Source organism: Breznakiella homolactica (genome assembly GCF_016616095.2).
GTDB classification, from domain to species: Bacteria; Spirochaetota; Spirochaetia; order Treponematales; family Breznakiellaceae; genus Breznakiella; species Breznakiella homolactica.
On record NZ_CP067089.2, the window covers coordinates 4,188,495 to 4,209,018 of the forward strand.

Annotated in this window: 21 protein-coding genes; 17 read left to right on the top strand and 4 right to left on the bottom strand. The window is 55.8% G+C overall.

Annotated elements, in window-relative coordinates:
- The first annotated feature begins 345 nt into the window (after nucleotides 1-345).
- Nucleotides 346-723 (top strand): 6-carboxytetrahydropterin synthase QueD, encoded by a 378-nt coding sequence (gene queD / locus JFL75_RS18795; protein ID WP_215628207.1) that lies wholly within the window; start codon nucleotides 346-348, stop codon nucleotides 721-723.
- Between the two features lie 25 nt (nucleotides 724-748).
- Here queD and amrA read toward each other — a convergent pair whose 3' ends face one another.
- On the bottom strand, nucleotides 749-1,327 hold the full coding sequence (amrA, locus tag JFL75_RS18800; RefSeq protein WP_215628208.1) for an AmmeMemoRadiSam system protein A: 579 nt from the start codon (nucleotides 1,325-1,327) through the stop codon (nucleotides 749-751).
- Between the two features lie 610 nt (nucleotides 1,328-1,937).
- On the opposite strand from amrA, the gene JFL75_RS18805 reads away from it, so the two are divergent.
- The 8 genes from JFL75_RS18805 to JFL75_RS18840 all read left to right on the top strand — a co-directional run bounded on the left by JFL75_RS18805 (nucleotide 1,938) and on the right by JFL75_RS18840 (nucleotide 9,874).
- The gene (locus tag JFL75_RS18805) at nucleotides 1,938-2,672 is read left to right on the top strand and encodes an AzlC family ABC transporter permease (RefSeq protein ID WP_223292705.1); all 735 of its coding nucleotides are present in this window, start codon (nucleotides 1,938-1,940) and stop codon (nucleotides 2,670-2,672) included.
- The gene (locus JFL75_RS18810) at nucleotides 2,666-3,043 is read left to right on the top strand and encodes a branched-chain amino acid transporter permease (RefSeq protein WP_215628209.1); all 378 of its coding nucleotides are present in this window, start codon (nucleotides 2,666-2,668) and stop codon (nucleotides 3,041-3,043) included. The genes JFL75_RS18805 and JFL75_RS18810 overlap by 7 nt, the downstream gene beginning before the upstream one ends.
- 53 nt (nucleotides 3,044-3,096) lie before the next feature.
- Nucleotides 3,097-3,420: an Asp-tRNA(Asn)/Glu-tRNA(Gln) amidotransferase subunit GatC gene (locus JFL75_RS18815; RefSeq protein ID WP_215628210.1), complete on the top strand. Its 324-nt coding sequence runs from the start codon at nucleotides 3,097-3,099 to the stop codon at nucleotides 3,418-3,420.
- Between the two features lie 80 nt (nucleotides 3,421-3,500).
- A complete protein-coding gene (locus tag JFL75_RS18820; RefSeq protein WP_215628211.1) occupies nucleotides 3,501-5,024 on the top strand; it encodes an amidase family protein in 1,524 nt (507 codons plus the stop codon).
- Nucleotides 5,025-5,026: 2 nt separating this feature from the next.
- A complete protein-coding gene (gatB, locus tag JFL75_RS18825) occupies nucleotides 5,027-6,514 on the top strand; it encodes an Asp-tRNA(Asn)/Glu-tRNA(Gln) amidotransferase subunit GatB (RefSeq protein ID WP_215628212.1) in 1,488 nt (495 codons plus the stop codon).
- Nucleotides 6,515-6,536: 22 nt separating this feature from the next.
- Entirely contained in the window at nucleotides 6,537-7,838 is a 1,302-nt protein-coding gene (aspS, locus tag JFL75_RS18830; protein WP_215628213.1) for an aspartate--tRNA(Asn) ligase, read from the top strand.
- Between the two features lie 154 nt (nucleotides 7,839-7,992).
- Nucleotides 7,993-9,351: a hexokinase family protein gene (locus JFL75_RS18835; RefSeq protein WP_215628214.1), complete on the top strand. Its 1,359-nt coding sequence runs from the start codon at nucleotides 7,993-7,995 to the stop codon at nucleotides 9,349-9,351.
- A 166-nt stretch (nucleotides 9,352-9,517) separates the two neighbouring features.
- Nucleotides 9,518-9,874 (top strand): PRD domain-containing protein, encoded by a 357-nt coding sequence (locus JFL75_RS18840; protein WP_215628215.1) that lies wholly within the window; start codon nucleotides 9,518-9,520, stop codon nucleotides 9,872-9,874.
- A 57-nt stretch (nucleotides 9,875-9,931) separates the two neighbouring features.
- Here JFL75_RS18840 and JFL75_RS18845 read toward each other — a convergent pair whose 3' ends face one another.
- Nucleotides 9,932-11,248, bottom strand: a complete 1,317-nt coding sequence (locus JFL75_RS18845) for a YhfT family protein (RefSeq protein ID WP_215628216.1) — start codon at nucleotides 11,246-11,248, stop codon at nucleotides 9,932-9,934.
- A gap of 25 nt (nucleotides 11,249-11,273) precedes the next feature.
- Entirely contained in the window at nucleotides 11,274-11,633 is a 360-nt protein-coding gene (locus JFL75_RS18850; protein WP_215628217.1) for a DUF2620 domain-containing protein, read from the bottom strand.
- Between the two features lie 188 nt (nucleotides 11,634-11,821).
- On the opposite strand from JFL75_RS18850, the gene JFL75_RS18855 reads away from it, so the two are divergent.
- Genes JFL75_RS18855 through ptsP form a run of 8 tightly spaced genes read left to right on the top strand, consistent with a single transcriptional unit; the run spans nucleotide 11,822 to nucleotide 19,561 of the window.
- On the top strand, nucleotides 11,822-12,178 hold the full coding sequence (locus JFL75_RS18855) for a PRD domain-containing protein (protein ID WP_215628218.1): 357 nt from the start codon (nucleotides 11,822-11,824) through the stop codon (nucleotides 12,176-12,178).
- Nucleotides 12,175-13,092, top strand: a complete 918-nt coding sequence (gene yhfZ / locus JFL75_RS18860) for a GntR family transcriptional regulator YhfZ (protein WP_215628219.1) — start codon at nucleotides 12,175-12,177, stop codon at nucleotides 13,090-13,092. Before JFL75_RS18855 ends, yhfZ begins: the two co-directional genes overlap by 4 nt.
- A gap of 10 nt (nucleotides 13,093-13,102) precedes the next feature.
- Entirely contained in the window at nucleotides 13,103-13,969 is an 867-nt protein-coding gene (locus JFL75_RS18865) for a phosphotriesterase family protein (RefSeq protein WP_215628220.1), read from the top strand.
- A complete protein-coding gene (locus JFL75_RS18870; RefSeq protein WP_215628221.1) occupies nucleotides 13,970-15,055 on the top strand; it encodes an aminotransferase class V-fold PLP-dependent enzyme in 1,086 nt (361 codons plus the stop codon).
- Nucleotides 15,056-15,060: 5 nt separating this feature from the next.
- The gene (locus JFL75_RS18875) at nucleotides 15,061-16,272 is read left to right on the top strand and encodes an alanine racemase (RefSeq protein ID WP_215628222.1); all 1,212 of its coding nucleotides are present in this window, start codon (nucleotides 15,061-15,063) and stop codon (nucleotides 16,270-16,272) included.
- Nucleotides 16,269-17,561, top strand: a complete 1,293-nt coding sequence (locus JFL75_RS18880) for a phosphopentomutase (protein ID WP_215628223.1) — start codon at nucleotides 16,269-16,271, stop codon at nucleotides 17,559-17,561. Before JFL75_RS18875 ends, JFL75_RS18880 begins: the two co-directional genes overlap by 4 nt.
- Nucleotides 17,562-17,577: 16 nt before the next feature.
- Complete coding sequence (locus tag JFL75_RS18885) at nucleotides 17,578-17,838, top strand: HPr family phosphocarrier protein (protein ID WP_215628224.1); 261 nt, start codon at nucleotides 17,578-17,580, stop codon at nucleotides 17,836-17,838.
- A gap of 13 nt (nucleotides 17,839-17,851) precedes the next feature.
- Entirely contained in the window at nucleotides 17,852-19,561 is a 1,710-nt protein-coding gene (gene ptsP, locus JFL75_RS18890) for a phosphoenolpyruvate--protein phosphotransferase (protein ID WP_215628225.1), read from the top strand.
- Here the strand turns inward: ptsP and JFL75_RS18895 are convergent.
- Nucleotides 19,556-20,512 carry a M15 family metallopeptidase gene (locus JFL75_RS18895; RefSeq protein WP_215628226.1) on the bottom strand — a complete coding sequence of 319 codons (957 nt, stop codon included), beginning with the start codon at nucleotides 20,510-20,512 and terminating at the stop codon, nucleotides 19,556-19,558. The genes ptsP and JFL75_RS18895 overlap by 6 nt on opposite strands.
- Nucleotides 20,513-20,524 lie beyond the last annotated feature (12 nt).

The following is a 20,524-nucleotide window of genomic DNA, read 5'->3' on the forward strand; positions in this document are numbered from 1 at the left end:
CCGCCTGCGGCGTCAAGTCTTTTAGGAGTTTTGCTCCGCAAAACTCCATACATAAGGTGGCAAGGCTGGAGCGCAGGGGTCGTGTCCATAGGACACGCGCAGCCCGCGCGAACGGGCAGTACAGAGCCGGTTAAGCCGGAAAGCACCCGTACGTAATGGCAACGCCGGGTGTCAGATAAAAAAGGGTATGAGCGACTTTCGAGGCCGCAGGCCGACACGGAGCCATACCCTTTTTTATCTGACGGGCCCCGCGGACCCGGTCCTCCCCGGGTACTTTCCGGCTTGAGAGACTTTGTGCTCCCCCGCATCATTGACCTCATATTCGGGGGCGGTTATGCTGGGAGTATGTATTCCGCACGGGTAGAAGCCGATTTCGCAGCGGCCCATTTTCTCAGCCATTACCATGGAAAATGCGAAAACCTCCATGGCCATAACTACCGGGTCCTCCTGTGGGTTCGGGGCGAAAGCCTTGATGAGGGCGGTATGCTGGCGGACTTCGGTCTGCTCAAAAAAGCTCTCAGGCAGGTCGTTTCGGAACTGGACCATAGTAATTTGAATGACATATCGGAATTCCGCGGCGACCCCAGCGCGGAACGGATCGCCCGGTATATTTTTACCAGCCTGGAAAAAATGTTCGGGGAATTTTCCCTTGACCCGGCTCTGCTCTGGGCGGTGGATGTGTTTGAGACTCCCACCAGCATGGCCCGGTACGAACGGGGCTAACCGGGAGTACCAAAGCGATTTCGGATTATTCTTCGCCGAACACAGCAGCGGTGAACGTATACAGTTCCGCCCCGGGCTGGCGGTATGAACCGCCGGGTACTCCCGCTTTGACGCAGATATAATCGAGGTACTGATCCCGGTCCCACCCTTGTTCCGCCGGGACCTGGGGAAGCAGTACCCCGGCCCTTCCTCCGTATATGAGATACAGACCGTGGACGCCGACTGTGACGGTCTGCGGATCCGGGCATAACTCCATGGGCGAGAGAACGGAAATCTCAATTGTGCAGCGGTTCAGCTCTTCCTGCCGGAGCTTCCGGAACCGGGGATCGCCGAAGGCGGCTTCCTGCGCCATGGTACGGATGGTTTTTTCCAAAGGCTCGGACGCGGCCATCCTGCCGATGCATCCCCGGAGATTTTTTCCTTCCCGGAGGGTTACAAAGGCGCCGAAGGGCCGAACCAGGGCGGATGTCCCCGCTTCCGCCGCGGCCTGCAGGGCTTCGCTCCGTTCATACTCCGGCGGCCGCTGTTCCAGCCTCGCGGCAATAGCCTCCCGGGCATCCCTGAGCAAGGCCGACTGTTCTTCCTGGGTTATCAGCGTATTCATAGTCCTACACTAGTTCCAGGAAAACGGTGTGTCAACCAGGATACCTGCATTATACCGTTGCCCGGCAAAGAAGCATGGTGTGGCAAGGTCTGAGGGTCCCGCCTGAGGATACGGGCTCTGGCTCCGTGTCGGCCTGCGGCCTCGAAAGTCGCTCAGAGCCCGTATCCTCAGGCACCCCGCGTTACCATTACGGCACCATGCTTCTGTGCCGCTGTTCCTGTGATACAGGTATCCTGGCTTAGCGATACCGAGTTTTCCGGGTCTGTTTCCGGGGTGATGTGCTGCCGGAGAATGAAGGACGGTTCCTGCATACCCCAGGAACCCGGAGTGGGGGGAGTGGAAGACCCGCGAAGCGGGGCTGAAACGAGGGGGAGCAGCCCGCGCGACCGGGCAGTACCGAGCCGGTTAAGCCGGAAAGCACCCGGCCGTAACGGTAGCTCGGGGTGGCATGGAGAAGAGGGTATGAGCGACTTTCGAGGCCGCAGGCCGCTGGGGAGCCATACCCTCTTCCCCATGCCAGGACCCGCAGAACCGGTAAATCCCGGGTGCTTTCCGGCTTGTCAGCCTCGGTGCTCCCCCGCATCCATGGACAGGGCCGCCGGTTTTGGATATGCTCAGGGAAACCATGAAAAACACCCATCACCGCAGAATCTTTACCGATGCGCTGAAATATTCGGTGCCTGTTTTTCTCGGATACATTGCCATCGGAATAGCCTTCGGGCTGCTTCTGGCGGACGCGGGGTACCCCTGGTGGCTGGCCCTGATCATGAGCATAGTGATGTACGCCGGCGCGGGCCAGTATATGGCGGTGGGGCTCTTCGCTTCCGGTGTAAGTCTCTGGGAAGCCGCCCTGGTACAGCTCGTTCTCAATGCCCGGCACATGGCCTACGGGCTGACCATGCACGGCCGTTTCAGCGCCGCGGGCCCTTATAAGTGGTATCTCATTTTTTCCCTCACCGACGAAACCTTTGCTTTGCTGTCGTCCCTGCCCCCGGAAAACGGCGATCCCCGGGACCGGAGCCGGTTTATGTTTTACGTTGCCCTGCTGGACCAGTTCTACTGGATTTTGGGATCGGTTATCGGGGCGGTGGCGGGGACCTTAATTCCGTTCAGCCTCGACGGAATCGGCTTTGCCCTGACGGCTCTGTTTATTGTGCTCATGATAGAACAGATCCTCCAGGTCAGGCAGCCGAAGCCCTTTATCATTGCCGCCGCCGCCGCCGTTGGCACGAGTCTTCTGTTTCCCTCAAGGATTTCCCTGCTTTCAGCGCTGGTAATATCCCTGGTACTGGTCCAGCTTTTCGGCGGCAGCCGGAAAAACGAACCGGGAGGTTCTCCGTGCTGACCCTCACCCAGGCTCTGGCCGCGACCGCGGTTATGGGAGCGGTCATTTTTTTCTGCCGGGCCGCTCCTTTTCTGTTCTTCAAATCCCGGAACCGTTCCGAAGAACCGGGGCAGTCCGGGGCCCGGTCCTGGGAATCCCGTTTCCTCGGCTTTGTGGAAACGGTGGTTCCGCCGGTGGCCATGACGGTTCTGGCCTTTAACGCGCTGGCCGCTCCGTTCTCGGGAGGCATCAGAGACGGCCTCCCGGTTCTGGCCGCGGCGGCGGTTACCGCGGGGCTCCATCTCTGGAAGCGTAATTCCCTGATCAGTATTTTCGGCGGTACCGCCCTGTACATGGTTATAAATAGAATAATTATGCAGTATTTCTTCTGAATTTTGCATAATTATTCTTGACAGCGGCTGTTTTTCTGTGACATTATTTAAATATGAAAACGCAGGATTTACAGGAAACAGCCCGCCTGGCCCATCTTCCTATGGATGAGCAGGAACTGGCCGGCGCGTTTCCAGAGTTTGAGCGTATGCTCGGATTTTTCGCTGCCATGGAAGCAGCCGACGGAGATGGGACTGCCTTTTCGCGCCCCATCGTTGACCTCTCCCGGACCTCACCCTCCGCCGATTCCGGCAATTTCCGCCCCGATAATTCCAATAATAATACCAATAACAATTCCTCCAACGGCCTTAACGAGACCCTCATAAATAATGCAGGGGAACGGAATGGCCGGTTCATTGTGGTTCCCAACGTTTTATAGGGAATCCCCGCTGCCAGCCATTCCAGTATAATTTCACTATTATTTGTTCCGGTTTTAGCCGGATACGTGTTGGAGTACGTATGTCTATATTTACGGTAACCGAAGAATTTAAAGACTATTTCGAATCATGGGAAGCGAAAATAGGCGCTTTCATACAATACGACCTTTCGGCCCCCGGCGCTTCCGGGGAAAAGCCCCAAGAAGATGGGGCTGAGCCGGATGAAGTTCTGCTGCGGGATTCCGCGGAAGCTGAAACCCGGCTCCGGGGGCTGCCCTTCGCGGTGAAGGATAATATTGCCGTGGAAGGTTTTTCCCTGAGCTGCGGGTCGAAACTTCTGGAATCCTTTGTTTCTCCTTATACGGCCACGGCCGCTGCCCGCCTCACAGCCCGGGGCGCCCGGGTAATCGGCAAAACCAATCTCGATGAATTCGGCATGGGATCTTCCACGGATAATTCCGCCATAAAACGGACGAACAATCCCTGGGATACCGGCCGGGTAGCCGGCGGTTCCTCCGGCGGTTCCGCTGCGGCGGTGGCCGCGGGGATGGTCCCCTTTGCCCTGGGTTCGGATACGGGCGGTTCGGTCCGCCAGCCCGCGGCCTTCTGCGGAACCATCGGGCTTAAACCGACCTACGGCGCCGTTTCCCGGTACGGCCTGGTGGCGTACGCTTCGAGCCTTGAATCAATCGGTATCCTTTCCGATACCGTCGGCCGGGCCCGGGATGTGTACGCCGTGATCCGGGGCAGGGATCCCATGGATCAGACCACCGGTGAAATTCCCGGACGATCCCGGTCCCTGTACAGCAGCCCCGGGACCGCCGGGACAATCGGGGTCCTTTCCCCGGAATCCATTGCGCGGGCCCTGGCGGGTCTTTCCGGGCCGGGGGCGGAAAAAACGGGTCTCGAAACAGCGGCCCGGGCTGCGGTTCTTGAGGACGCGGTGGCCCGGAGTTTCGAACTGACGAAGGAACGGTTTTCCCGCATGGGCTATACCCTGACTGAGGTTCAGCTTCCCTGCCTCGCCTACGCGGTTCCGGCGTACTACACCATCGCCGCCGCGGAGGCCAGCGCCAACCTGGCCCGTTTCGACGGCATCCGGTACGGAAAGCGGCCGGCCCGGGCGGAGAATCCCAATGAGCTGGTGGCCCAGGCCCGGGAGACCGGCCTGGGCAGTGAGGTTAAGCTCCGGATACTCCTGGGTACCTTTGTGCTCCGGTCAGGGTTTCAGGACCAGTACTACCTCCGGGCCCAGCGGATCCGGTCGGGGATACGCCGGGAATTCGAAGTCCTCCTGGGGACCGCCGGAGAGCCCGGGCCGTATGACGCCCTGCTCATGCCGGTTTTTCCCACCCGGGCCTTCGGCCGGGACGGCGCGGCGCTGACCCCTTTTATGCAGAAAGCCGCGGACATCTATACCTGCTGCGCCAACCTGGCGGGACTCCCGGCCCTGGCCTTTCCCGCCGGCGCCGAAGGCGGCCTTCCCGTGGGAATGCAGCTTCTGGGCCGGTCTTTTTCGGAATCTGTACTGCTGGATATGGCGGAACAGTATGAATCGGCGTATCCCTTTGACCATCCCGCGGGATACAGATCTTTCTGGAGTTAGCCATGTACCAGTCATTCATTGGATTAGAAGTCCATATTCATTTATTAACCCAAACAAAGGTGTTCTGCTCCTGCCGGTCAGCCTTCGGGGATGAACCCAACACGAACGTATGCCCCGTGTGTTTGGGGTATCCCGGGGTTCTTCCCTCACTCAACCGGGAAGCCCTCCGTATGGGTGCTGTGGTTGCCCGGTCCCTGGGCTGCGCGATTCCCGAAAAAACCTGGTTTGAGCGCAAGCAGTATTTCTATCCCGACATGCCCAAGAATTACCAGATATCCCAGTTCGCCTCACCCCTGGGGCAGAACGGATACCTTGATATAGAAGGAAAGGGCAGCCGGAAACGGGTGCGTATCAGGGAATGTCATCTTGAAGAAGACGCAGGAAAGATGATCCACGCGGGGACGGTGTCGCTTCTGGATTACAACCGGGCGGGGATGCCTCTCCTGGAAATTGTGACCGAGCCGGATCTGGAAACCGGAGAGGAAGCGGAACTGTTCATCCGCCATCTCCGCCGTATCGTCCGGTACCTTGGGGTATGTGACGGAAACATGGAGGAAGGGTCCCTCCGGGCGGACGCCAACGTTTCCATTAACCTCCGGGGCCGCGGACTGGGCAGCAAGGTGGAGATCAAGAACCTCAACTCATCCCGGTTTGTCCGGCTCGGTCTCGACTACGAGATCCGGCGCCAGGAAACCATGCTGGAAGAGGGCAGGGCGGTGGCCCAGGAAACCCGCCTCTGGAATGAAAACCGGGACCGGACCGAACCCATGCGGTCCAAGGAGGACTCCAAGGATTACCGGTATTTTCCCGAGCCGGATCTTCCCGTTTTCGTTCCCGACGTTGAATTCCTCGCGTCCGTTGAGGCCGGCCGTACGGAGCTGCCCCTGGACCGGATGAAACGGCTGGTCCGTACCTGCGGTGTCACCGTTGAACAGGCGGAGCTCATCTGCGACGAAAAGCCCCTGGCGGATTATTTTGAAGCCGCCGCCGCCGAAGCCCGGAACCTTGGTCACGGGGATGATGCTCCAGGGCGTATCGCGGCTTGGCTTCTTTCGGATGTCAAACGGGTGTTGAACCGGGACCGTATTTCACCGGAGACCATTTTTTCCCTGGCCCTCACGCCCAAAAGGCTGGCGGAACTGGCGGGGCTCGTTTCGGCGGGGACGGTTTCCGGAAAAAACGCCCGGGAGGTTCTGGAAGCGGTGCTCGCCGAGGACAAGGACCCGGAGGCCATTATCCGGGAACGGGGCTGGGAGCGGATTACCGACCCGGAACTCATCGCCGGTACTGTGCGTTCGGTCTGTTCCCGGGAAGAAAAAGCCCTTTCCGATATAGCAAAGGCTATGCTCGATGGAAATGAAAAACGCAGGGCCGCTCTGGAAACCTATCTGGTGGGAAAAATCCTCGCCGCCACCGGCGGCCGGGCCGACCCCGGTATAACCCGGACCCAGCTCGGTGTATTTTTAGCGGCATATTCCCCGGACCGGTAATTTATTTATAAAGGAAAACAGTATGCGTACATTGGCAAAAGATATTCGCCCGGCGGCGGAACGCTCCGGGGACACTGTGGAAGTATACGGCTGGGTTCACCGAATCCGTGAGCTCGGCGGAATCGTTTTTATCGTTCTCCGGGACCGGTCGGGGCTGGTCCAGCTTGTGCTGGAAGAAAAACCGGATCTTACCCTGGAATCGGTGATCCGGGTATCGGGCATTCCCGCGGTAAATCCCAAGGCGCCCGGCGGGGCGGAAATCCGGGTTCTGGAATACGAATGCATATCCCGGGCATCCGGCGATCTGCCCTACCAGGTAAACGGGGACGTATCGAAGACAGGTCTCGAAACTATCCTGGATCACCGGCCGCTTTCCCTGCGGAATCCCAAAATCCGGGCTGTTTTTGCGGTGCAGTCGGCAATAATCGAAGCTTTTTCCGGATATCTCCGGGACCATGATTTTACGGAAATCAAAACCAGCAAACTCATCGGCGGCGGCACCGAGGGCGGCACCGGGCTTTTTACGGTGGACTATTTCGGCCGGAAAGTCTACCTCGCCCAGTCCCCGCAGTTTTATAAGCAGACCATGGTCGCCGCCGGCTTTGAACGGGTTTTTGAGGTGGCCCCTGCCTACCGGGCGGAAAAACACGATACCCCGCGGCATCTCAACGAATACGTTTCCATGGATGTTGAAATGGGCTTTATCGAATCGGAAAAGGATCTTATAGAACTTGAAAAGGGGCTTCTTGCCTATATTTTCGATGCTCTCAACCGTAAAAACAGCGTTGATCTTGCCCTGTGGGATGCGCCGCCCCTGGATCCCGGCTCCGTTTCCAGGGCTCCGACCGTGCCCTACGATGAAGCCCTCCGGATTGCCGCCTCCCGCGGCGGGCCGGGGGGACAGGCTCCGGAAAAAATGTTTGACCTCAACCCCGAAGCCGAACGGCTCCTCTGTGACTGGGCCCAGGATGAATACGGTATCGGCCTTGTTTTTGTTAATGAATTCCCCCGGCGGTCCCGGCCGTTTTATACCTATCCTCTGGACGAAGGGCGGACCATGAGCTTTGACGCCCTGTTCCGGGGCCTGGAAATTACCACCGGCGGCAGGCGGCAGGAGAACTATCAGGCTATTCTGGAGGTTCTGCCGAAATTCGGGCTCACGTCGGAGGGCCTGGAGGATTACCTGGCAATTTTCAAATACGGCTGCCCGCCCCACGGCGGATTTGCCATCGGATGCGAACGGCTTACCCAGAAAATCCTCGGCCTTGCCAGCGTCAAGGAAGCCAGCCTCTTCCCCCGGGACCGCAAACGGACCGCACCATAACCATGCCGGACGTCTTTTCACCTTCAACGGCAGGGTACCTGCGTATGTACCCCGAAATGGCAAAGAAGCATGGTGGGAGAATGTCCTGTGGGGGCCTTGCGGCGGGTCCGGTTTCTTTTGCATAATAGAAGTACCAGAGAATTCGGAGGAACCTATGACTTCATCCTTTAACCCGGAAGAGCTTGCTGAATTTGCCCGGTATTACGGCTTCCATTACGATGTGTGCGATCCCGCGGTACTGGTGCGGGACATCAAGATCGACATGGAACGCGGTCTCCGGGGACAGCCGTCGAGCCTTGCCATGCTTCCGTCGTATCTCCGCCCGATTTCTCAGGTTCCGCCGGGGAAAAGTGTTATCGCCCTGGATGCCGGCGGGACCAATCTCCGTTCCGCCCTGGTCCGTTTTGATGAAAACGGAAACATTGTTGCCGAAGGCACCCGCAAGGCTCCCATGCCCGGGACCAGGGGCCCGGTAAGCGCGGAGCAGTTTTTCGATGAAATCGCGGATCTGGTAATTCCCTTCCTGGAGGATACCCGGGATATCGAGGGCATTGGTTTCTGTTTTTCCTATCCCATGGAAATGACCCAGGATTCCGACGGAATCCTGATCGGTTTCAGCAAAGAAGTGGACGCTCCGGATGTTATCGGAAAAGCCATCGGCTCCGGGCTCCGGGAAGCCATTGCCCGCCGGGGGAAACAGGCCCCTGAACGGATAGTGCTGCTTAATGATACGGTTTCGACTTTGCTCTGCGGTCTGGCGGAGCTTCCCTCCAACGGCGGCCGGTGGCAGGGGGAGGATAAATACGGAATCCCCGGCGGTCCCGTGATCGGATTTATCCTGGGGACGGGGATAAATATCGCCTATCCGGAAAAACAAATACCGAAAATAGGCTTCGATTCAGCCTCGGCCCCCCAGGTTGTGGTCTGTGAAACAGGAAACTTTACTTCCCGGTACCAGGGAATTCTCGACCGGAGCTACGATGCCACCACGAAAAATCCCAGCGGCTATACCTTCGAAAAGGCCACCGCCGGCGCGTACCTGGGGCCGCTGTCCCTCTTTATTCTTAAACAGGCTGTCCGGGACGGGGTTATCCGTTTCGGGAAATCCGAGGAATTGCTGGCCATGGAAACTCTCCAGACCAAGGATCTCAACGCCTTTATGCACGCGCCTCTGGCCGCGGAAGGCCCTGTGGGATCGCTGTTCAGCCTGGATGAACGGGATGCCCTGGCTTCCCTGGTTTATACCGTATCCCTTATAACCGAACGGGCGGGCATGTTTGCCGCCGCGGCCCTGACAGCGGCGGTTAAACAGATCGGGGAAGGGTACGATCCCTTTGTTCCGGTGCGTATCGCCGTTGAGGGAACCACCTATGTGGTCTACAAGGGGATGCGGGAATCCCTTGAATCCCACCTCCATACCATGATGTACGCCGAAAAACCCCGGAACTATATGATTTCGCCGGTTGAGCAGGCGTCCCTTTTCGGCGCCGCGGTGGCAGCTCTGTCAAACTGATAAAATTAAGGCGATGAAGAAAACAAAACGTTAATATTTCTTGACGGCAGCTGTATTTTGGGGATACATTTATATCAGTGAAATACTGTACTATTTTTAATATTTATGAACTATTTTCAGAAAATTTTTTCTGAAAGATCGTTAAAAATCTGACCGGGGTTTTGATATGGAATTAGATACAAGACTGGAACTGCTCTTATCCAGCGGAACGATTTCTGAAGAAGTAGTCGAAACTGTCCGCAAAGTGATTCAGCGAATGAATCATCATTGGAAAATCCCCCTGACCGAGGAAAACGGAAGCCGGCTTATTACCCACCTGTCGGTGGCGCTCATGCGTTTAAAACGGCATGAAAATATCCGGGCCATGGAACCGGGTACCTACGAAGAATTCAAAAACACCCCGGTTTTTCCCAAAGCCCAGGAGATAGCCGACGATATTATTGCCTTTACCGGGATCGAAATCCCCGAATCCGAGCGGGAGTACCTCAACGCAAATGTATGCCTCATCCTGGAGGATGAGTAACCAGCCATAAAAAAGGCTATCCGTAACGGATAGCCTTTTTTATGCCCATTCCCCTGATTATTTAGGGAACAGTTTTATCACATACAGAATGTTGACGATGATACCCATACTTATTGCACCGATAGGACCAATAGCCATTGAGGAGATAGGCTTTTTGGAGTTCTGGTTCAGGAAGTGAAGTCCCACGACCCAGATGTAACCGATGGTCGGCGCTATGGCGTTGGCGGCCATCATACCGCCGACGAGCAGCGAAATATCGAGGATTTTGCTCATGGCGGTTCTGGTGTTGTCGCCGAGCTCCTTCATTCCGGGGAAGCGGTCCAGACCTTTGGCGATAAAGCCGAGGAGCAGTACCTCAATCGCCATGATCAGCGCGCCCACAAAGAAGGATCCCACCATTCCCATGATTCCCATATTGATGAAAAGAATAGCCGGAACGTGGACTGCCTTGGTTCCCGCCGGGGAGTAGACCCCGGAGATTATTGCGGTGGTCATAACCAGAGGGATGAAACCCAGACACCGGCCCAGGGCGACAATCGCCGCTTCACCGTACCGGCCTTCCGCGGTCAGCGTCAGGGATGCGGGGCCTTCCGCGATGAGAAGCAGGGTCGTGGCCAGGGCGACAATACCGCCGGAAATAGCCAGGATCAGTAAATTCTTCTTTATCCGGTCGATGTTTTTTTCGAAGACCGCGAAAGCCGCGGCAGCGCTGCCTTCGGTTCTCTTTGACGTCCGGGCGGCCACAAAGACCATGGCCACAATTCCGAAGAGCAGTGCCGTACCGTCGGAGTTAAGAGCAATGTTTACATCTTTGATGGTGAATTTTCCGAAATGGAAGGTCACGTGTTTTACCAGCATGGTCAGGGCCAGCACGATTATTCCTTTCAGGGCATTCGTCTGGTACGCCACCGCCAGGGCCGGGAACACACAGAACAGGATAACAATCAATCCCCCTACGGTGCTGAGGCTTCCCAGGAAGTCGATGGGCATCAGCGCGAAAAGGTTGATAACCGTCTGCATCCCGAACATCAAGAGTACGCCGAACGCCGCCCCGATGGCCGTGGAAAGGATCATACCCTTCGTGTCTTCCTTGAACAGCGCTCCGATAATATCACAGGCAAGCATGATGGTATGGACAATGATTATCCGTCCCGCAATGGAGGTAGGAAGACCGAACCCGATAACCAGGCCGAAGGACAGCGCAAAACTCGTTGCGAACAGGGTTTTGCGGTCAATCTCGCCGTTGAGGTACGGTCCGTACATGGGCCTGGTTCCGTCATTGAATACGGCGATATTCTGGTTTGCCAGATACGCGCATATTCCGCCAAGTGCTGCCATAACGAGAACCGTTAAGACATTGATATCAAACGCCATGAAGCTCCCTCCTTATAGGGGTGTTTTATTTTTCTGATATTGCCTGCAATATCAGCGGTATCACTTTTTCCGCATCGTAGTTGACGAAACCGAAAGCGATCTTGCCCGCCTTAACCGCGGCGGTAATTTCCTCCTGGCTGAGAACTTTTCCGGGCATACTGACGGAGATGCATTTATCCCTGCCCATAAGACCCATGGTAATTCCCAGGGCTCCTCCGGCTCCGGTCGCGCAGGATCCGAAATAATAATCAGCCTGGCCGTTTTTCAGCGCCATGGTTGCCTCAATATCGCTCATAACGGAAACTTCAGCGTTTCCGTCTGAATACTTTTTAAGCAGCCCTTCAATGACCTTTTTATCCATCTGGCCGCCAACAACAAATTTCATAGGATTTAATCCTCCGGTATAATGAATTGCACAGAACAGTTCCAACATGCAACCCGATTATGTCAACTGTAATCGGGTTTCATTTAAGCTGTCAAGGAAATTTTTCTGTTGACGGGATCTTTATTAGGATTTATATTGAAATTACCAATATTCAGAATATTGAATAATCAAATTCGGCTGGGGTATGTATGGGACTTGAAGATCGTTTGAAAATACTGCTTTCCGGGAATCTTATTTCCGATGACGTGTACCATTCCATGCAGAAAGTTATTAACCGCCTCAGCGATAAATGGGGTATTGCCCTCAATGAGAAAAACGGAAGCCGGATTGTGACCCACGTGGCAATGGCTCTGATGCGCATCAGCCGGAACGAAGAAATTTCACCTCCTGAACACGATCTTCTGGATGAATTCCGGGACTGTGAGGGCTTTCACAAAGCTGTGGATATGGCCGACGATCTGACCGTCTTTGTTCCGATGGAACTTCCCCGGTCTGAGCGGGATTACCTGATAATGCATCTTTGTCTTATTCTGGAAGACTTATGAAAGTCAAAGAGGAGCTCCTCAACAAAAACGGTCTCGCGATAATGAAACTGGCAGGGGAACTCGGTAATTACCGTTCCGGCGACCGCCTTCCCCGGGTCACGGATCTGGCTAAAAAGATAGATCTTTCCGTGGGGACAACCCAGTACGGGCTGAACTACCTCAAGGAGAAACACGTTGTATCCCTGGTCCCCCGGGGCCACATGGGGACATATATAGATTTCCTTAACTACGATACCCTGCAGGAGTACGCGGGAACCACCACAAAGGCCTGTGTCATGCCCCTGCCGTATTCCCTGCGGTATGAGGGACTCGCCACGGCGTTTTCGGAATACGGCAACGCGAAGGGGAAATTTTACGTTGCCTTTATGAACGGTTCCGGCCGGCGGGTAAAGGCGCTCCTGGAAAAACGATACGACTGCGCCCTGCTTTCGCGCATGGCCGCGGAGGAAAATATTAACCAGGGCGCGGCGATTGAAATTGCCGCCGCCTACGGTCCCAAATCATTCCTCGAAAACCATGTTCTTGTGCACAGAACCAAAACCGCGTCCCGGATCAGGACAATCGGACTCGATAAGGAATCCCTTGACCAGGTTCTGCTGTCCGGCAGTTTTCTCAAAGACCATCCGGGGATAAAGGTCATCAATCTTCCTTATACGCATATTATCAAACGGCTTCTTGCGGGAGATGTGGATGCGACCCTCTGGAATGTGGACTATATAAAAGAGCACCATCCGTCACTTCAGTTTTCTGAAATCTCCCTTCCCATTGATCACGATACACTCACGGAGGCTGTGCTGGTGGTGCGCGCCGGAGATGCCGCCACATCGGACTATCTCTCGAGGCATTTGCCCAAAAAGAAAATTCTTAAGTGCCAGGAGGCGGTCCTCACAGGCCGCCGTATTCCGGAATACTGAGAGGTGTACCATGACGTATATGCATGAACATGTGCGGATTGACCTGTCCCGGGAAAAGGGTGACCCGGACTGTCTTCTGGATGAGTTTGACCATATCGCCGGTGAACTGCGGGATCTTTCTTCCCGGGGACTGCGCCGTATGGTGGATATGTCCTGCCGGGGAATGGGGCGTGACTACGGGTATATTGACCGGCTGGAGGAAGAAACCGGTATAGAGATACTTGTTTCCGCGGGATTTTATAAGGAGCCTTTTCTGCCTGAAGAGGTGTATTCCTCCGGTGAGAAGGAACTGGCAAAACTCCTTATCGGGGATATTGAAAATGGCGCCGAAGGTTCTCCCAGAAAAGCCCGCATCATCGGAGAAATAGGGTCAAGCCTGAATACAATGACCGATGCCGAACAGAAGGTTTTCCGGGCGGCAGCCGCAGCCCATGGGGAAACGGGGATTCCCGTTTCGACCCATACAACCCTGGGAACCCTGGGATACGAACAGGTACAGCTTCTTAAGAAACTCGGGGTCGAGCCCGGAAAACTTATAATCGGCCATCTGGATCTGGCGGATGATCTGGATCTTATTTTCCGGGTGCTTGATGAAGGGGTATATGTGGAATTCGATACCATCGGAAAAATAAAATACCTTCCCGAAGAACGGCGGGTCGCGTTTATCAGGGAATGCTGCAGTCAGGGATATTCCGGGCAGATTCTTCTGTCCATGGACATTACCCGGCGCAGCCATCTGAAAGCCAACGGCGGAATCGGCTACGCGTATCTTCCGGATGTTTTTCTTCCGCTGCTGGTGGAAGCCGGGGTTTCTGATTCCAACATAACGGATATGCTGGAGCGTAACCCGGCTGCGCTTCTGGGGGAGGTTGTTTGAATGAAGACTTTTCCGCTTCCCGCGCTAAGTGTAAGAGAGGCCGCCGGGCTCCAGTTTTCCCTGGTTGACGCCATTACCCGCCATTTCCCCGGTGCTGTTTTTTTCTCCGGCGGCGACCTTGGGCTCGTTCCCGGTCTCGGCCGCCCCGCCGCAACCAAACGGACGGAAGAAACCCTGGCTGATTTTTTCGGTCAGGAGGATGCGGTCCTGGTCCGGGGCGCGGGAACCGGGGCGATCCGGTCCGCGCTGGGGGCGGCCTTCAGTTCCGGCGGAAAGATCTTCATCCATGACGCTCCGCCGTACCCAACAACGGGATTGACCTTTGAGCAGATGAACCTGACGGCTGTCCCCGGAGATTTCAACACCAGTGCCGGCGATCTGTATGAACGGTCGGACGCCGACGGGGCGCTGGTCCAGCTTGCCCGCCAGAAACCGGATGATTCATACGATTATGAGGAAATTATCCGGCTTTTCAAAACAGCCCATCCCGATAAGCCGGTTATAACCGACGACAATTACGCCGTAATGAAGGTCCCGAAAATCGGCTGCCAGGCCGGCGCCGATCTGAGCTGCTTTTCACTGTTTAAACTCCTGGGCCCCGAGGGTATCGGCTGCGTGACCGGAAAAAAATCGTATGTCGAAAAAATCAGGGCCACGCATTACTCCGGCGGGGTACAGGTCCAGGGACCGGAAGCCCTTGAGGCTCTCCGTTCCCTGGTATACGCTCCGGTAGCACTGGCGCTCCAGGCGGAGGTCTGCGGGGAAGTCGCGGAACGGCTTAAGAGCGGGGAGATCCCCGGGATAAAAGATGCCTTTGTCGTCAACGCCCAATCCCGGGTTGTGGTGGCGGAACTGGAAAAAAAGGATGCGAGAAAAGTTCTCGAATGTGCCGAACGTTTCGGGGCGGCCCCGTATCCGGTGGGCTCCGAATCGCGGTACGAGATTGCGCCGCTTTTTTACCGGGTGTCCGGAACCTTCCTCAGAAGCGACCCAGGACTGGCCACCCGGATGATCCGGATCAATCCCATGCGCGCCGGAGCCGGCACGGTCATGGATATACTCCGCCGTTCAATCGAGGAGGCATAGAAAGTATGTTCCTCCGTTTTCTCAGGACTCATAACCCAGAACTTATTGACAGCGCAGCGTATTTCCTCGGGAACGGTTTTATTGAACCGGATACCTATGTCCTTGATATGGATGCCATAGAGTCCAACGCCGGCCGTCTTCTGGACACGGCGCGCGAAAACGGTGTAACCCTTTATTGTATGGCCAAACAGGTTGGCCGCAATCCGGAACTGTCCAGAAGAGTGCTTGCCTGTACTGCCTCCGGCGGGAAACTGGGCGCAGCCTCCGGGGCCGGGCGGTTTTCCGGTATGGTGGCGGTCGACTTCCGGGAAGCCCGGACCCTCCGCGCCGCGGGACTGCCTGTCCGTCATCTCGGCCATCTCGGCCAGCTTCCGAAGGGATTCATCCGGGAAGCTTTGGAAATGAAACCCGAAGTTATCACCGTATATTCCCTTGAAAAAGCGGCGGAGATTTCCGCTGTTGCCGCGGATGCGGGTATGGTCCAGGATATTCTGCTGAGGGTATGGGATGACGGGGATATTTTTTACAGCGGCCAGGAAGGCGGTTTCCCGCTGGAGGATCTCAGGAAAAACGCGGAAGCCCTGAAACAGTTCAAGGGTATACGGATAGCGGGGGTAACCTCTTTTCCCTGTTTCCTGTACAGCGAAGAAAAACAAAAAGCCCTGCCCACCCCGAACGCCTATACCATAGGACGGGCCGCGGATATACTCCGCTCAATGGGAATAGATCTGTCCCAGATAAATATGCCTTCCTGCAACTCGCCGGCGACTATACCCATCGCGGCCGGCCTGGGCGCGACCCACGCTGAACCGGGGCACAGCCTAACCGGAACAACTCCGGATAATCTTACCGATCCCGATCCTCTGATTCCGGCGATGGTGTATGTCACTGAAATTTCCCATGGCCACGGCGGCGGTTCCTACTGCTACGGGGGCGGCCATTACCGCCGGGGCAATGTCCGCTGCGCGTTGGTCCGCAGCGCCCGGGGATATGAGGAAACAGCCGTGGAGACACCCCCCAGTGAATCCATAGATTACTACTTCCAGCTTCGGGGAACGTACCCCGTATCGTCTCCAGTGTTTATGGCTTTCCGGACCCAGATATTCGTTACCCGGAGCAGGGTAGCCCTGGTGGAAGGCTGTTCCCGGGGTAAGCCGTCACTGATCGGTATATGGGATGCCCAGGGAAATCCAATAAGCGAAGGCGGCGGGTCATGAAACGGTTTATCGTGATTGTTCTGGACGGCTACGGAATCGGCGCTATGGATGATGTTCCCGCCCTCAGACCCCAGGATACCGGCGCGAATACGGCGCGGCATATTTTTGAGGCGGTTCCCGGGCTCAGGCTTCCGGTTCTTGAGGCGCTGGGATTGGGAAACGCCCTTACGGCTTCGGAGCGGGACGGAAATGTGAACCGGCCCCTGCCCGGAAATATTTCGCTCTCCGAAAACTGCTGCTATGGTTTTCACCGGCTCGCGCATTTCGGAGCCGACACATTCTGGGGGCACCAGGAACTGATGGGCACAAAACCGCTGCGGGGCGAATCGGCTCCCATCCGCGTCCAGCTTCCGGAAATAAAAAAAGCCCTGGAGGCCGCGGGCCACAGTGTCCGGTTTTATACCGGCGGACGGGATGAACCTAACCTGTCCCGGCCCGGTGCGGTATCGGGGATACTGGTCGTGGATGAAGCCGTTACCATCGGGGATAATCTCGAAACCGATCTGGGAAACAACTACAATGTGACCGCTGCTTTGGATAGCATGCCCTTCGAAAAGGTCCGCGCCATCGGCGCCATTGTCCGGTCTCTGGTCCGTTCTTCCCGGGTTATAGTATTCGGCGGAGAGGGGGTTACCCTCGGGGATATTCTTTCCGCTTACGAGCATCAGGGTGAATATGCCGGTGTAAGCGCCCCCCGGTCGGGGGTATACCGCAAAGGGTACCAGGTTGTCCATCTCGGATACGGCGTCGATCCTTCGGTCCAGGTACCGGCGCGGCTTGCCGCGGCGGGTTTGCCCACGGTATTAATCGGAAAGGTTGCGGACATTGTGGAAAACCCTTCCGGGAAGTCCATTCCCGGGGTGGATACCGAAGAGATGCTCCGGGCGGGGGAGGCGGCTCTGGATGATCTTTCCGAAGGGTATATCTGCATTAACGTCCAGGAAACCGATTTATCCGGACACCGGGAGGACAGCCAGCTCTACGCGGAAAAACTGCGTCTTGCGGACCGGGGGATTTCCGGTATTATGAAAAAGATGGAGGAGCATGATATTCTGGTGGTTACCGCCGATCACGGCAATGATCCGACCATAGGACACGCCCAGCATACCCGGGAAAAAACTCCGGTTCTTGTATACGGTTCAAAAATAACACCGGGTTTTATAGGTCCCCGGGAAAGCCTTGCGGATACAGGCTGTACCGTATGTGATTATTTCGGCGCTCCGTTTCCGGAATTCGGAGCTTCATATCTTCAGCACATAGTAAAAATCCGGCCCAACCAGCCGGTCTAACAAACAGGGGGAAGCAATGGTACAGAAGGAATTTACAATTACCAATCAAAACGGACTCCATACCCGTCCCGGGAATGACTTCGTAAAAACAGCGAAACAGTTTTCCTGTGCCATAACGCTGACAAAAAACGGCATTGCCGTTGACGGGAAAAGTCTTCTGAAAATAATGAAGTCGAATATCGTAAAAGGTGATACAATTCTCTTAACCTGTGACGGAGAGGATGAGGTGCAGGCCCTGGAAGCAATGGGCAGCTTCCTTGCTTCATTAAATGAATAGATAAGGAATTTATATGCGATACCAGGGAATCGGCGCTTCGGACGGCGCCGTGGTCGGTAAAACCGTTACGTTTCGGCATCATGATCCGCTTCATACTAAAACAGTTGATTTCCATTCCCAGGGTGTAGAAATTGAATTGAGCCGTTTCCGGGAAGCCCGTCAGCGTATTTTCGATGACCTTACATCCATGGCCTTGGAGGCGGAAAAGAAATTCGGAAAAAACGAGGCAGGAATTTTTGAAGGTTACGCGGAAATCCTCATGGATAATGAGATTGAGGAGATGACCCTGAGCTTTATTGAGGAGGGGTACAACGCGGGTATGGCGGTTAAGAAGGCCATCGATATGATCGCCGAGGAATTCGAAGCTCTGGACGACGACTATATGAAGGAACGGGCCGCGGATATCGCCGATATCGGCAGGCGGATGGAAGCGGCAACCTCCGGGGAAGAACAGATTCATCCTCCGGTTCTTACTGAACCCTGCATCCTTGTGGCCGATGATCTAAGTCCCTTTGAGACCGTTAAAATAAACCATAAATACCTCCAGGCCCTGGTGGTTGACCTCGGAGGCAACACAGGCCATGTGGCGATCCTTGCCCGGTCATTGGGGATACCCTGCGTGGTGGGACTGAAAAACGCGTCCCTGTCGGTGGAAGACGGAATGGTCTGCGGTGTTGACGGCGGATCCGGTCTGTTTATTATCAATCCTGACCAGGCGATGATTGACTTACTGCGGAATACCGAAAAAGAACGGATCCGGAAAATGGATGCCCTTACGAAAAAAGCGGCCGAGCCGGCGCTGACCCGGGACGGGAAGAAGATTGCGGTCTGCGGGAATATCGGTTCCTTTGAGGAAGGAAAAAACGCCATGGCCCACGGCGCGGACGGCATCGGTCTGCTTCGGACCGAGTTTCTGTATATGAACCAGGACACCCTTCCTTCCGAAGATGAGCAGTACGAACGGTACCGTGAAATTCTGGATACCCTTGAGGGCCGGACCCTGACCATCCGTACTTTGGATGTGGGAGGGGATAAGGAATATCCCGTTCTCGGTCTCGGAAAGGAACAGAACCCTTATCTCGGATACCGGGCTATCCGGGTGGGTTTAAGCAAACCCCACATTCTGAAACCCCAGCTCCGGGCGATCCTCCGGACTTCCGCTGCGGGACCGGTGGAGCTCATGTTCCCCATGGTGGTTTCCTGCGGTGAACTGCGGCAGCTCAAGGCTGTTCTGGCGGAATGCCGGGCGGAGCTGGAGAACGAATCCGTTCCCTGCGGAAATCCGGCGGTCGGTATCATGATTGAAACACCCGCCGCCGCGGTCATGGCCCGGGATTTAGCCGGGGAATCGGATTTTTTCAGCATCGGTACCAATGACCTGACCCAGTACACCCTTGCGGTGGACCGTGGAAATCCCCTGGTCGCCGGACTGTATGATCCTCTGGATCCCGCGGTGCTCCGGCTTATTGCCATGACCTGCGAAGCGGCTCAGGAAAAAGGAATCCCCGTGAGCATGTGCGGTGAACTGGCTGCGGACGGAAAAGCCGCGCCGCTGCTTATCGGGATGGGCCTTGAAAAACTGAGCGTTTCCTCCTCCCGGATTCCCGAGATAAAGGAGATCCTCAGAGGTATTGATACGGTTTCCTGCCGTGAGCTGGTCGGCAAAGTCCTGACCTGTTCGGATGCGGCCGGGGTCCATGCCCTGGTTGGTGCCGCCTTATAGGAAGGGGCCTCTTCTTTTTTCGGTTACCGCGGGAAGGACATGGTGGATATCCATACTGCGGTTATCGGCGGTAATGCTTGTGTTTCCCTGTTCCGCGGCGGTAAGCCGGTTGATTTCATGGAGCTCCGGCCGGTATTCAAAATGCATGGTATCGAAGAACTCCCATTTCCCGCCCCAGACAAATCCTTCATATTCAAATGCCCGGATCACCGGATCCGGCGGTTTCCACCGGCCCGCCAGGGGGATTACTATCCAATCACTGTTGCGGGCCTGTTCCCACTGCCAGTATATCGCCTTTCCTCCGAGTCTTTTCGGCTGGATATCAACAGCCAGACCCCAGCTGTGGTAACTCATTCTGCTTGTCCCCTGGATTTCCCGCCAGTTGTATCCCCCGACGGATGCGATGGAGGCGAGGAATGCCACTGTTTCCGCGTCACCGGCCGCTCCAGCCTTTACCACCCTGTCGACGCGTTTTAGCGGTTCCGCTATGTCCTTATGTACTGTGACGGCGAATCCGAAAAGGGAAATTCTCACAAGGTTCGCTTCAATTTCCGGTCTGGTTGTGCCGCCGTAGAGGATTGACGTGAAGCCGCGGTGGTGGCTCAGGTTTTCATACTTCGCTTCCCGGTTTATTTCTTCCCGCAGTTCCCTGATCTGCTGTTCATTGTACTTTCCGGGATCAGGGATTTCTCCGGGATACGGATAAAAAGAATGGGGCCTGTATGATTCCCATCTACCGCTGATATCAACCGGCAGGATTCTTCCGCGGGCCCAGGCAAACACCGTCTCTTCCGCCTGGATAAACCACTCCCCGCCGGAATACTGCACGCTCCTGATCTTTTCGGGAAACGTATGTTTATACGCCTGGAATACCATCTCCGCGCCGGGTTCCTGGGAAAACAGTATTCCCGGAAATACCAGCGCCAAGCAGATAAGGTAAGAATATTTCATAAGCTTAATTCT

Excerpts from the sequence above, each read along its gene's own strand:
- queD (WP_215628207.1), top strand. The coding sequence starts at position 346 with ATGTATTCCGCACGGGTAGAAGCCGATTTCGCAGCGGCCCATTTTCTC.
- amrA (WP_215628208.1), bottom strand. The coding sequence starts at position 1,327 with ATGAATACGCTGATAACCCAGGAAGAACAGTCGGCCTTGCTCAGGGAT.
- JFL75_RS18805 (WP_223292705.1), top strand. The coding sequence starts at position 1,938 with ATGCTCAGGGAAACCATGAAAAACACCCATCACCGCAGAATCTTTACC.
- JFL75_RS18815 (WP_215628210.1), top strand. The coding sequence starts at position 3,097 with ATGAAAACGCAGGATTTACAGGAAACAGCCCGCCTGGCCCATCTTCCT.
- JFL75_RS18820 (WP_215628211.1), top strand. The coding sequence starts at position 3,501 with ATGTCTATATTTACGGTAACCGAAGAATTTAAAGACTATTTCGAATCA.
- gatB (WP_215628212.1), top strand. The coding sequence starts at position 5,027 with ATGTACCAGTCATTCATTGGATTAGAAGTCCATATTCATTTATTAACC.
- aspS (WP_215628213.1), top strand. The coding sequence starts at position 6,537 with ATGCGTACATTGGCAAAAGATATTCGCCCGGCGGCGGAACGCTCCGGG.
- JFL75_RS18835 (WP_215628214.1), top strand. The coding sequence starts at position 7,993 with ATGACTTCATCCTTTAACCCGGAAGAGCTTGCTGAATTTGCCCGGTAT.
- JFL75_RS18840 (WP_215628215.1), top strand. The coding sequence starts at position 9,518 with ATGGAATTAGATACAAGACTGGAACTGCTCTTATCCAGCGGAACGATT.
- JFL75_RS18845 (WP_215628216.1), bottom strand. The coding sequence starts at position 11,248 with ATGGCGTTTGATATCAATGTCTTAACGGTTCTCGTTATGGCAGCACTT.
- JFL75_RS18850 (WP_215628217.1), bottom strand. The coding sequence starts at position 11,633 with ATGAAATTTGTTGTTGGCGGCCAGATGGATAAAAAGGTCATTGAAGGG.
- JFL75_RS18855 (WP_215628218.1), top strand. The coding sequence starts at position 11,822 with ATGGGACTTGAAGATCGTTTGAAAATACTGCTTTCCGGGAATCTTATT.
- yhfZ (WP_215628219.1), top strand. The coding sequence starts at position 12,175 with ATGAAAGTCAAAGAGGAGCTCCTCAACAAAAACGGTCTCGCGATAATG.
- JFL75_RS18865 (WP_215628220.1), top strand. The coding sequence starts at position 13,103 with ATGACGTATATGCATGAACATGTGCGGATTGACCTGTCCCGGGAAAAG.
- JFL75_RS18870 (WP_215628221.1), top strand. The coding sequence starts at position 13,970 with ATGAAGACTTTTCCGCTTCCCGCGCTAAGTGTAAGAGAGGCCGCCGGG.
- JFL75_RS18875 (WP_215628222.1), top strand. The coding sequence starts at position 15,061 with ATGTTCCTCCGTTTTCTCAGGACTCATAACCCAGAACTTATTGACAGC.
- JFL75_RS18880 (WP_215628223.1), top strand. The coding sequence starts at position 16,269 with ATGAAACGGTTTATCGTGATTGTTCTGGACGGCTACGGAATCGGCGCT.
- JFL75_RS18885 (WP_215628224.1), top strand. The coding sequence starts at position 17,578 with ATGGTACAGAAGGAATTTACAATTACCAATCAAAACGGACTCCATACC.
- ptsP (WP_215628225.1), top strand. The coding sequence starts at position 17,852 with ATGCGATACCAGGGAATCGGCGCTTCGGACGGCGCCGTGGTCGGTAAA.
- JFL75_RS18895 (WP_215628226.1), bottom strand. The coding sequence starts at position 20,512 with ATGAAATATTCTTACCTTATCTGCTTGGCGCTGGTATTTCCGGGAATA.